The organism is Microcystis sp. M015S2 (assembly GCF_020245945.1).
Classification (GTDB): Bacteria; Cyanobacteriota; Cyanobacteriia; order Cyanobacteriales; family Microcystaceae; genus Microcystis.
In genome coordinates this window covers 21,203-33,264 of sequence record NZ_JADBTX010000048.1, presented here as the reverse complement: position 1 = coordinate 33,264, position 12,062 = coordinate 21,203, and the positions used below count along the sequence as shown (strand labels likewise).

Annotated in this window: 10 protein-coding genes; 3 read left to right on the top strand and 7 right to left on the bottom strand. The window is 40.7% G+C overall.

Features of this window, described 5'->3' with window-relative positions:
- Positions 1-42: 42 nt before the first annotated feature.
- The 6 genes from IM473_RS09745 to IM473_RS09720 all read right to left on the bottom strand — a co-directional run bounded on the left by IM473_RS09745 (position 43) and on the right by IM473_RS09720 (position 8,266).
- Complete coding sequence (locus IM473_RS09745) at positions 43-753, bottom strand: response regulator transcription factor (protein WP_287658177.1); 711 nt, start codon at positions 751-753, stop codon at positions 43-45.
- 156 nt (positions 754-909) lie between these two features.
- On the bottom strand, positions 910-2,256 hold the full coding sequence (locus tag IM473_RS09740) for an ABC transporter substrate-binding protein (protein ID WP_287658149.1): 1,347 nt from the start codon (positions 2,254-2,256) through the stop codon (positions 910-912).
- A gap of 11 nt (positions 2,257-2,267) precedes the next feature.
- Complete coding sequence (locus IM473_RS09735) at positions 2,268-2,987, bottom strand: PspA/IM30 family protein (RefSeq protein ID WP_287658150.1); 720 nt, start codon at positions 2,985-2,987, stop codon at positions 2,268-2,270.
- 107 nt (positions 2,988-3,094) lie between these two features.
- Entirely contained in the window at positions 3,095-5,704 is a 2,610-nt protein-coding gene (locus IM473_RS09730; RefSeq protein WP_287658151.1) for an ABC transporter substrate-binding protein, read from the bottom strand.
- Between the two features lie 32 nt (positions 5,705-5,736).
- Entirely contained in the window at positions 5,737-7,101 is a 1,365-nt protein-coding gene (locus IM473_RS09725) for a DUF1822 family protein (protein WP_287658152.1), read from the bottom strand.
- A 16-nt stretch (positions 7,102-7,117) separates the two neighbouring features.
- Positions 7,118-8,266 (bottom strand): sigma-70 family RNA polymerase sigma factor, encoded by a 1,149-nt coding sequence (locus tag IM473_RS09720; protein WP_287658153.1) that lies wholly within the window; start codon positions 8,264-8,266, stop codon positions 7,118-7,120.
- 244 nt (positions 8,267-8,510) lie between these two features.
- On the opposite strand from IM473_RS09720, the gene IM473_RS09715 reads away from it, so the two are divergent.
- Positions 8,511-9,605, top strand: a complete 1,095-nt coding sequence (locus IM473_RS09715; protein WP_287658154.1) for a fatty acid desaturase family protein — start codon at positions 8,511-8,513, stop codon at positions 9,603-9,605.
- A gap of 192 nt (positions 9,606-9,797) precedes the next feature.
- The gene (gene pgsA / locus IM473_RS09710) at positions 9,798-10,349 is read left to right on the top strand and encodes a CDP-diacylglycerol--glycerol-3-phosphate 3-phosphatidyltransferase (RefSeq protein WP_287658155.1); all 552 of its coding nucleotides are present in this window, start codon (positions 9,798-9,800) and stop codon (positions 10,347-10,349) included.
- Positions 10,350-10,414: 65 nt separating this feature from the next.
- Here the strand turns inward: pgsA and IM473_RS09705 are convergent, their stop codons facing one another.
- A complete protein-coding gene (locus tag IM473_RS09705; protein WP_287658156.1) occupies positions 10,415-10,537 on the bottom strand; it encodes a hypothetical protein in 123 nt (40 codons plus the stop codon).
- 487 nt (positions 10,538-11,024) lie between these two features.
- Here IM473_RS09705 and IM473_RS09700 point away from each other — a divergent pair, with 487 nt between their 5' ends.
- The gene (locus IM473_RS09700) at positions 11,025-11,957 is read left to right on the top strand and encodes a calcium-binding protein (RefSeq protein WP_287658157.1); all 933 of its coding nucleotides are present in this window, start codon (positions 11,025-11,027) and stop codon (positions 11,955-11,957) included.
- Positions 11,958-12,062 lie beyond the last annotated feature (105 nt).

The following is a 12,062-nucleotide window of genomic DNA, read 5'->3' as shown; positions in this document are numbered from 1 at the left end:
CTGATAACTGATAACTGATAACTGATAACTGATCAATAGTCCTTAAACACTGTCATCCTCAAATTTATAACCGACACCGACTACAGTTTTGATAAAGATCGGATTAGCAGGATCGGGTTCTACTTTTTTGCGTAAGCGTCGGATATGGGTATCTACTACCCTTTCATCGCCAAAAAAATCATTTCCCCAGAGATTATCGATTAATTGGGTGCGACTCCAGACGCGATTGGGATAGCTGACAAAGGTAGCTAATAAATTAAATTCTAAGGTGGTTAAATCGAGGTTTTCCTCTGGCATTCCTTCCAATTTACGAACAGCAGAATGTTGATCCAAGTCGATAATAAAATGACGGCTGCGATGGAGTTGTTGGGGTTGGCTATCGTGTCTTAAACTACGTCTTAATAATGCCCTTACCCGCGCGGTTAATTCCCGGGGACTAAAGGGTTTGACCATATAATCGTCGGCTCCCGTAGATAGGCCGATAATGCGATCAATTTCTTCTCCCCTAGCGGTTAACATGAGAATATAGGGGTCTTTTGTCCCGGGTTTTTGGCGAATTCTAGCACACAATTCTAGTCCGTCTAATTCGGGTAACATTAAATCTAAAATCACTAATTCTGGTTGCTTTTGATAAAATAGTTCTAGTCCTACCCTACCATTATAAGCCAGATGACAAGTAAAGGACTCCCTCTCTAAAGTTTGCTGAATCAAATGGGCGATTTCAATTTCATCCTCGATAATAACGATATCCATACAAGGGAAAAATTTCACAAATATCTAGGCATATTTTAACATATTAGCTATTCATTTCTTGCTCAAGTTTGAACATTGAAATAATTGTAATTTTTGATCATTTTTTGGGGGGGGGAGAGTTGGCAGCTCTCCCGACTTTGGTGGACTGGGGACTTTTCAAGGTAAAGGGACAAACTGCTCACCGGAGGGAGTTGATCGCACTTGAATTAACACTGGTTGACCGATGCGATCGCCAGTATTGGGATCAAAGCTAATTTTTCCGGTGGCCCCTGTTTGATGAAAATTGCCGGAGCGCAGCAGGGATTGTAGGCCCTGACGATGAGGATTTTCCCTTAAACCGGCAATAATCACCCGTGTAGCGTCAAAACTGGTGGCTGTGCGCCAACTAACCGGACCGCGCCACTGTTCCTGCATAAGATTGGCAAAAGTCTGGTTAACCGAGGGGTGCCAGGGTGCGGCAAGGGTTAAACCTTGGGCGTTTTTGCCGCCATCTTCGAGGGTGCGAATATTGTAGAGGGTGGGACTACTAAACAGAGGCAAACGCTGACGATTGGAGCGAATAACCTCAAAAACGGGATCGAGACGATCAACATGAGCGACGACAAATAGGCCGTTAGCACCCCCAGAAATCGCCTGATTAAGAGCTTGATCGGCCTTAAAATTGGGTACACTCAGATCGCAGACAATCGGCACAATTTGACCGCCTTTTTTCGCCACATTAGCCATCAACTCATCTTTAAAGGAAATATTATCAGGAGCTTGAGAATCGTAGCAAAAAGCAATTTTCTGGACTTTAGCAGTATTTACTATGTAATTTGCTAAGGTTTCCGTAATTTTGCCGTTAGAAGCCACGAGACGAAAGATATAATTTCCCGCACCGGAGAGATTATTAGCCAGGGAGGTGGGAGAAATCATCACCAAACCGCCTTTTTCGTAGATGGGAGCGGCGGCTAAACTGGCATCGGAGGCATTATGACCGATAACAGCGATAATATCGGGATTTTTGACTAATTCACCAGCTACCTCTTTCGATATCTGTGGCTGATTATCGTCATTAACCACGATAACCATCAGTTTTCTGCCGTTGATCCCTCCCTGTTGATTGATCTGGGTTTGTGCGCTGGCGACTCCTCGCAATATTTCCTGAGCGACGTTGGGATTTTTCGCCGGCACAACAACGGCGATTTTGAAGGGATTTGAGCCAGTTTGCAGGTTGCTGAGATAAATTACGCTTTCGGGATCGTTGGGATGTTGAGCGAGGGATTTTTGCAGGAGTTGCGCTGCTTCTTCGTAGTAACCCTGGTCAATAGCAGCGATCGCTGATTCTTTGGCGGTGTTAGAATTAGTTTTGATCAGGAGATGATTGCCGTAACTGATGCGGGGATTATTATCGGCTTTTGGGGCAAATATTGCCAATATTTGGGGAAAAAGAAACCAACCGATCAACCCCAGTAAAACATAGAAAATTGGCGGTAAACCCGCTTTTTTGCCAGTCTTTGTCATTGCTTTACTCCTTAACTTTGCTGATTGAATTCGGCTAAACGGCGGTTAATTTCGTCATCAAGGCTTAAGAAATCGATTTCTTGAGCTAATTTCTCGCTATAGTTCTCGCTTAATTCACTATAGGCGTTTTCTTTTCGATAACGGTCTTTAATCGCTTCATTGGCATCCTCAAAGCGATCGCGGGAGGTATTGAGGTTGAGACTACTATCAAATTCGTTTATTTTGCCTAAAGCCTCATTCATGGAACTAATCGCTTTTAAGTTGCTCATTTCTAACTTATAATGCTCGATTTTTTCCTGCTCTTTACGAAGTTTTTCCTTAGCAGCAATGACCACTTTTTCGGCATTATCGACCCGATCTTTCATGGCGGGTAGAATTTTTTCTAGGGAGAGAACCTTAACCATAGCTAGTCTTGCCGCTTCTTGAAGACCTTTTTTTTGAGCGGTGACAGCCTGTTGTAAGTAGTTTGTGTGTTCCTGTTTTTTCGCCTCGTATTGTGCTTGAGCCGATTGCTGGGCTGCTACTACTTTCGCCACCGATTCTGTTAATTCCGCTAGGGATTTTTGCATCGATTCTAGGGATTCCCTGGCCGATTCTACGGCAATTTTTCCGCCAGATTCGATGGGAATACCCCACAACCAATTCCAGATCGCAACGAGAGAATTTCCTGCTTTATCACCGATCAGCCAAAAAATCAAGGCCTTTGGGGTTAATTTTTTGAACAATTTCATGCCGTTTGTCTCCTAGAGGTGTTACCTGTTAATTAGGAGTGATGGCCGACTTTGATGCAGTGGGTAAGGTTAATTTTTGTAAAAAGTCTTGACAAGGATAGGAAGGTTTAGACTGGACCGGCAGATTTAATGGGAGCGAGGGGGACAAATCGACCCTTTTTGACCTCTAGAATCAAGTAGCGGCGATCATCAGGATTATTGTTCATGTTGCGGACACCATTCTCATCGAATCTAACAGTGCCAGTCATTCCTTCAATAGAAAAATCGTTTCTTAAAACTTGATTTAACAATTTTCGATCGAATTTTTGTCCTTGTTGGTATAACTTTCGCAAAGCGGTGAGGATAACTTTAGTCGCATCGTAGGCCATGGGAGTGCGCCAAACATTGATCTTATTTTGCCAAAAACTGTGGATATAATTATCTCGTGTGAGATCATACCAAGGCACGGTGATAACTAAATTTTCTACCCCCTGTTCACCTTCTGCAAGGGTGAGATAACTTTGAAAACTGGGGGAACCTAAAATCACTAAGTTTAACTGTTGTGCGGGACGTTGCTTAAAGATACTGACGGCTCTTTTCAGATCGTCAATATAGGGAGCAACCATGAGAATATTTACTTGATATTGAGCGATTTTTTGATAAATTTCCTGTTCATCTAAATTAATTTCTGGTTCGATATTGCAGTCAAAATCTGCATCTTTAATGACTTTTTGAAACTGCTGACCGAGGAGAATGTTTTTATATTTTTGAGCGAAGTTATAATTATCTCCAGAGCGATTATCATAACAAATTAAATTAGTCGGGTTTTGGATAATTAGCTTGTCAGTTTGTTCGCGGATATATTCACTTAAGGTTGTGGCAAAAGTTTCCAGATCGGGAACCATTTTATATATATAGCCATTGCCAGAGATTTTCGGGGAAAAGCTGGTGGGAGATAGGGCAACAATTTTCCCTGGTACATAGATATCTTTGGCCGCTTCACTAGCAGCAGAAGCATTATGACCAACCACTGCTATGATTGACGGATCTTTAACAAATTTTTCGGCTCGATCTTTGGCATCTTCGGGGCTATTATTATCATTAGCGACCAGTACCTGTAGAAAGTGAAAATCGGGGTTGTTGGCCTGTTCATCGTTTAACTCCTGTTGGAATAAAGCAATACCTCGTAAAATTTCCTGAGCAATTTCTGGATTATTACCAAGAGGAACACTGGTGGCAATTTTTAAGGGATTTCTGTCTTGATAGGCCGCACGAGCGTTATTATAATAGATGCGAATCTCTGGATTATTGGGCAAGCGATCAAGGGATTGTTTAAAAAGCTGAATTGCTTGTTTATATTCTTTGTTTTTAAAAGCTTGTCTTCCCTGTTCAATAATGTTATCTTGTCGGTTTGTCTTTAATAATATTTCTTCACCTAAGCTAATTTCTGGGTATTTACTAGCATCATCGGAAAATACTCCTCCCCAATATAAAACTGATAAAGTTACCAGAATACTTAAAATAAATAACAGAGCTTGTTTCCAGCGACTAGATAGACGTAAATGCCAACTTTGCTCATAACTATTTTGGTGATTTTCCTCCGTATTTTCAGGTGGTAAAGGTAAAATTAATGGTGGTTCTTCAGGATTTTCTATCAAACGAGGCAGCAAAGAAGAACTAGCAGCATCCACCTCAAATTCATGTAATCTTAATTCTTGTCGAGCGATTGTTAAGGATTCTTGTAGGGATTTATGTCCAAGAAAATTGGGAAGAAAAACTTCTAGAAATCTCAAAGCAACCCGCACAGCGATGGGTTCTTTCATAACAATAATATGGGGTACTCCGATATTAGCCAACTGACGACCAATACCCAACCCATCGCAGGAATTACAGATAACAAGTTTTAAGCCTTTTTTAACAGCTATTTCTAGGGAATTTCTTAAGTTATGTGCAGGAGATAAAGCCGTATCATTATCAATGATAAAAACTCCATCGTGACCGTCGCTACTGGTTTGACTATGACCTAAATAAACTACAATATCCCATGGATTTTTGATCAACTCATTGTGAATATTTTTCGTTGAAAGAGGAACTTCTGAACTGGGACTCAATATTTTCATAGAAACCTTATCTGGGTTTCCTAAGACCGTTTGCAAACTGGATAAACACAGGGAATTATGCTGGTTTTCGATGTCAATATTACCCAAAATTACTAAAACCTTAATCGGAGAAGTCAGGTTAATTATCGGGGGATTTCTCTGGATAGTAAGAGCAATTTCCACATCGGGACACCATTCGTGTAAAAAATTCCAACACTCCCAGGGAATTTGTTGTAAATCAAAGTGGGTAGTTTGGATAAAAAATCTTACTTCTGACTCAGTACCTATATGGAACAAAATATGATTTTGTATCGAACTCAGATAACTAGAGTTTAGCCATTCATTTAGGCTATCTTTTAAAGTTTTAGTGGCTTTTCTGAGGTTGTCTCTAGGATCACCTACCGCTGCATTGGTGATCATACTATGAGGAACGGTAATTCCTAAACTGGGTTGACTTTTTACCCAATGATAATAAGCTCGACGATAATTTTGCAAAGCGTCAGCAATGTCAAGGTTAGGGACTAATTTACCCTCGGCAAAAGGTGCTATCAAGCGATGATTGTCACGAATTTCTAGAGTGACGGAAAATCCCGTTGCAAAATTTCCCTCCCCAATTTTCAGAATCACAACTCTGCTCATGTCTTTATCCTTGACATTTTCTGCTATCTCTATTAAATACTAAACTGCTCGGTAATGCTACTGTTCCCTAAACTTAGGTTAACATTAAAGCGATCGTCGGCATCAGCTAGAAAATAAAGTTGCAGATAGCTATCTAAGGGTTTCTCCCTTGCTATTGCTTCTAAACTGGGGATTAATTGTCCTATTTCATCGCTAATTTGCAAAGATAAACCGGGGGGTAGCTTGGCAAAATTGTCCATGGCATAGGCACGAATTAAGACAGCAATTCTCTGGTCACTGGTCGATAAAACTCCCACCATTAAAGCGATTTTATAACCCATTAATTGACTACCCACATCGAGCATTTTGCTGATAGCAGCATTGGGATAATGGGGATCGATATTCCAGAGATATTCGGCCGCTTGCCAGCGAATAGTTTCATCTTGGGTTTGATGTTGCAGTTTTGCCAAAGCTTCCTCTGGGGTTAAATGTTCCCAAAATTCCACCTCTTTTTGACTAGCATATAGTTGTCTAATTTCTCGCTGAATATCTGCTGGAGATTCTCGGCCGCTGATTTTTTCGGCAGCCAACAAAAAACCCGGATTAATTGGACGATAACTGTCGATGGTGTTGAGGATTTCCTGCCATTTTTCGCTAATAATTCCCTGCAACCATTGACTAAGTTTAGTGGGGATTACCTCTAAACGCTGCTGATAAAGTTTTTCTCGCCATTGTTGATTATTCAACAAAGCTAACCACTGCTGAAAACTAATATCTAATCTCGGAGAATAGGGTGAAACTTGACTTAACTTTTTAATTAAATTTTCTGCTGTTGCTGGCGATAAGTTTGCTAAAGATTCCAGTTTTCCTTTTTCACTCTCTCCCTCTAAACAACTCTGCCAAAGAATATCTAAATCATCAATTATTTGCTCACTGTCCAAATAATATTGATGGTAAATTGGATCGTATTCTGCGAGATTTTTAACATCTTTTCTAGATATAAAACCCCAGATATTGAGAAATTTTTCTGCTAAATCTACCTGCACCCCTAGATAAAAATCCGCCGCTAAATCGGGAATATCAACCCATTCTTGCTCTATTGTCAATCCCTCAATGTCAATCGCTTGACTGGGAATAGTAGTAACTTTTTTATCTTGAATTTGCCAAGTAAACCCGTTAATAAACTCCCAAAGATACTGATGATTTTCAGGTATTATTTGAAGGGAACAATCAAGATTATCTTTCAGCCAATTGCTTAAGCATATTTGCACTAAATAATTAATCAAGGCCTGATTTTTGGCAGTTTGATTAGAGTATTGACCGAGAATCGATCGAGCTTGTTTAATCTCTGTTTCTGAAAAAGTTAGCCAAAGGGATTTCGGGTTAATTTGTTGCAAAATATCGAGGTGGACTTTCATGGTATCTCCTAACAGATTAGATTTGAGTTAAGTAGGACTGACAAAAATATTCTAGATAAGCATCGATCTCTTGTTTTTGCCGAGATTGTAATTTAATCTCATTTAACAACTTAGGACAATCTTTGCCTTCCCTTGCACAGAGTAGCTGATAAATTTTTTTACATAATTGGGTTATTTCTCGACTAATAGTAGATGAGTGAACTCCCAATCGATTAGCGATCTGTGCTTGCGTCATCTTTTGATGATAGTAACAATATACAATCTGTTTAACTTCCTCCTCAAGAGTGATTAATAACTTCTTAATATTTTCCTGGATTTCTTGCTGTTGTAGTAAATCGTTACTTGGCTTTTTGCTGGGGAGATTTTCCCAAAAGTAATTGCTATTATCGTCATAATTAGTAGGCTCAAATCTAGAGTAAGGAGGATCGATATGATTACGCATTATCTCCCCTATTTGATTGAGTTTTGCTTGCACTTCCCCCACGGTGAGAATAACTTGCGGTTGTAACTGCTGCAAGCGATCGATTACCTGTTGCCAATCCTCCTCTTGCCAGTTATCCAATGATCTAAGAGAAGCTTTTTTTACCTCTCGAAAACAGTTAAATATTAGCAGATGATTCTCGGTAAAGATACCCGATGCTCGTAAAACTTTTTGAATTTTATTCGCACTAAAAAGACTGACTATACCGAGATTAGTCCTGCCAATGGTTTTATACTCTCCTCGCAGAAAATTATAGAGAGTATTTCTCAATTTTTTATCTGTCCATTTTTCTAAGATTAAGCGAAAAAATCCCGGTTTGGTCTTGTTATCCTGAAAATTACCGTAAAAATTGCTAGGATTATTAATGATTGCCGTAGAAAGCAAATTCAGCAAATAGTAGAATAGGGTTTCATAATCAGCATCGATCCGATGGCCAACATTTTGATAGACCCTTTGAGTTACCATACAGGAGCGATATTGTAAAAAAACCATCCAATGGGACTTGACTAATTGGTTATTAGGCTCATTCTGTAACCATTGCCACAGATCAAGATATACCGCTTCATCATTGGCCACGCTTCGAGCGATCGCAGCGAGTGATTTTCTTAATTGTGGCACTTCCCACCAGAAAACTCGATCGCCTTCAATGGCCTTAATCGTAGTATAAAAGTACCTAACGCTCATCTCTATCACCGGCTACAGGTATCTGATATCTGATTAGGTAAAAACCGAGGATTTTCTGCCAGAGTAGCAAATAAATTCAGTGATTCCCTTGCCAAGCGCACCTCTTTCTCTGACAATAGATGAGAGACTGATGAGAAACTATCAGTTATAGTGAGACAGCCTTAGCAAACCAGCAAAAGACTCATAAATTAACTCTGAGCTGCCACAAATTGCCGTCATATCAACTTCTAGGACAAAAATAAGAATGCGAGTAACTTTTACCGAAAATCAGGGTTTTAGAAAGGAATTGAATAAACGGGTTGATGCTTATTTTACCGAAAACGGCATCCCCACCAGAGATAATTTTGCCATGTACCTGAAGACGATCACGATTTTAATCTGGGTAATTGCCGCTTGGCTATTTGTGCTTTTTGGTCCGGATATCTGGTGGCTAAAAATTATCGGTTGCATGGTTTTAGGAGGAGGATTAGCAGGGATTGGTTTTAGCATTGGTCATGATGCCAACCATGGCGGCTATTCTAGTAAAAAATGGGTTAATTCTCTCCTTGGCATGACCTACGATTATATCATCGGTGCTTCCAGTTATCTCTGGCGTTTTCGTCATAATTATCTCCATCATAACTACACCAATGTTTTAGGGTACGATGTGGAAATTCACGGCGATGGTATCGTGCGAATGACTCCCCATGCCGAGCATAAATGGTACCATCGTTATCAACATTTATTTATCCCGATTATCTACGCTATAATTCCTATCTATTGGTCATTCTCCGATGTGCGCTCTATCCTCTTTTGTAATCGTTTTGGCGAGATTAAAATTCCCAATCCTAAACCGATCGATCTATTCGTTTTATTGAGCGGAAAAGTTGTTTATCTTTTTTGGTTTATTGGCATTCCTCTCTTAGTTGGTTATAGTCCCCTAGAAATAGCGATCGGTTTTCTCATTACTTTTATGACCTATGGAGTGCTTGCCTGTCATGTATTTATGTTAGCTCACGTTTTGGAACCTGCCGAATTTATTCAACCCTCGGAAACCAACCAAATCGAAGACGAATGGGCAATTTTTCAAGTGCGAACTACCGTAGATTTTGCCCCCAAAAATGCTTTTTTAAATTGGTACTTAGGGGGATTAAATTATCAAGTAGTCCACCATCTGTTCCCGCAAATTTGCCATATTCACTACCCTAAAATTGCCCCAATTTTAGCGGAAGTTTGCCAAGAATTTGGGGTTAATTATGCCGTTTATCCCACCTTCAGGGGTGCTCTAGCTTATAATTATCGTTGGCTCAGACAATTAGGCAATAAACAAAGTAATTTCGATCTCAAATTAGCCAGCTAAATATCAGTTATCAGTTATCAGTTATCAGTTATCAGTTATCAGATGTAAGTTATCAGATGTAAGTTTTAAGTTAATTAGTTAGTTAGTTAGTTATCTTTATCTTTATACCTGTTTACTGTTTACTGTTTACTTATCACTATTTACTGATCACTGTTTACTGTTTACTGTTTACTGTTTACTGATCACTGAAAAATGAACCTACCCAACTCGATTACCCTATCGCGACTCTTGGGACTGCCATTAATTTTATACTGGTTGCACCAAGGCACAGAAATCGATCGCTGGTTAAGTTTAATTATCTTTCTGATTGCTGCCAGCACCGATTGGCTCGATGGTTATCTAGCGCGAAAATTAAATCAAATCACCGAATTAGGTAAATTTCTCGATCCTTTAGTCGATAAATTGTTGGTTCTTGCTCCTCTTTTAGCTCTCATTGAAATGGATTTAATTGCTGCTTGGGGAGTATTTTTGATTCTTGCTCGGGAATTAGCGATCGCTGGTTGGCGCATTAATCCCAATTTAACAGGAAATAGCGACATAAAAGGAGCTAATTGGTGGGGAAAAAGCAAAACAGTCAGCCAAATTATCGCTATCGCTCTCTTAATTGCTCCCTTGCCTTCTGAATATAATTTAATTGCTCAGGTGGCTTTTTGGCTATCAGTAACATTAACCTTAATTTCTGGTCTGGTCTATATCACACCCAGCCGAAAATTAACAGAAAATTCAGAAAAACTTAATCATTAGCAATAATTGAGGAAACAAACCTAAAAAATAACGATAGCCTAATCGGGGGTGATGGCAACGATAACCTAAACGAAGGCCTTGACACCATCACCGATTTTAACCCTACTGGGGGCAATGCCGATACTATCCAAGTTTCTGCCGCTGGTTTCGGGGGTGGACTGACTGCTGGTGCTTTGTTGGCGACACAATTCCGGTTCGGTGCGGAGGCTCTCTTACTCTTTGTGTGATAAGTTTAACTTACTATGAGGAGCGATCAATCTTTGTGTCCTTTGTGTCTTTGTGGTTGATTCCACTAATCTCAGGATAGGGGGTTAAAATGCGTCTGAGCTTACTTTAAACTGAAGTTCGCTCCAATAGTCAAAACCTGAGTAAGCTGTACTGCATTTAAACTGCCTCTCAGGAACTTTAATACAAATGCTCAAACTGCTGCTCCGCCTCTCCGGCACTCCCATGCAGTCTTAACGAGTAATTTAAATAGTCAACATCTTATGACAGGATTTTGCATCGTCTTCCGATGCGGCCTAGTTAAATTTAGCCTAGCAGATGCTTGTCTTTAAGAATAATCTGGGAAACAAGCCCCAAAACAATAGTTGCATTTTTTCTCCTATTATATAATAATCGGGAGGAGGATCGTCAAACTCTTCAAATTCAAACATATCATTCAAAGAAAAAATCATGCCCACTGTAACTATAACCTTCCCTGGTGCCCTCACTGGTGTTTCTTTCGCTGCCGGTGGGACGGTTGCGGGGTTCCTAACCACCAATCCTACTGTCCCCATTTCTCTGGCGGCAACAGGCCTTACTGGCGATAATTTAACCTCCGAGGGACTTTTACCCGGCGGCGGCCCTACAGTTTGGAGAATAACCAACTTCGGCCTTGCTGATAACACAACAACCCTTTCCAAGTTCGGTGGAGGCTTTTCTCAGCTCCTTTCCCTGCCAGCAAATAGCCTGACCTTTGTTAGAGGTGGGGATGCCGGCACTTATAAACTAACCGGCGGTATTAATAACACGAAAGCGTCAGAACCGCAAGTAAATGGGATCCGAAATTTCCTCCTCACTGATTCCTATTTCATTACAGGTAGTGGGTTTAACGATACTCTAACTGGTGGTGATCTAGCGGATACCATAACCGGCGGCGCAGGAAACGATAGCCTAACTGGCGGTAATGGTGCTGATATCCTAACCGGCGAACTAGGAAACGATACCCTAACCGGCGGTCTTGGTGCTGATACCCTAACCGGCGGCGCAGGAAACGATAGCCTAACCGGCGGTGATGGTGCTGATCGTTTTGTTTTCAATAGTTCTAGCGAAGCCCTTGACACCATCACCGATTTTAACGTCGCTGCTGGTCAGGATATTATCAATGTTTCTGCCACTGGTTTCGGGGGTTCACTGGTTGCTGGTACTTTGTCCGGTATCAGATTCCGTTCTGGTGCGGGAGTTACTACCGCTAATAGTCCCAATCAGAGATTCATCTACAATACCACTGATGGTGGTTTATGGTTTGACGTAGATGGCAACACTCCTGGTGGCATTGCTTCGGTTCAAATCGCAACTCTCAGTAACTTGGTAACTATCACCAATACTAATATTGTCGTTATCTAATCTATCCCTGTCCCTCCACTGCGGTGGGTCGGGCGATTGTGGATTTTTTGGGGGGGAAATTAAGCCCCCAGAAATAATCTCTGCTGGTGTGTTAGCTAGGGCTAA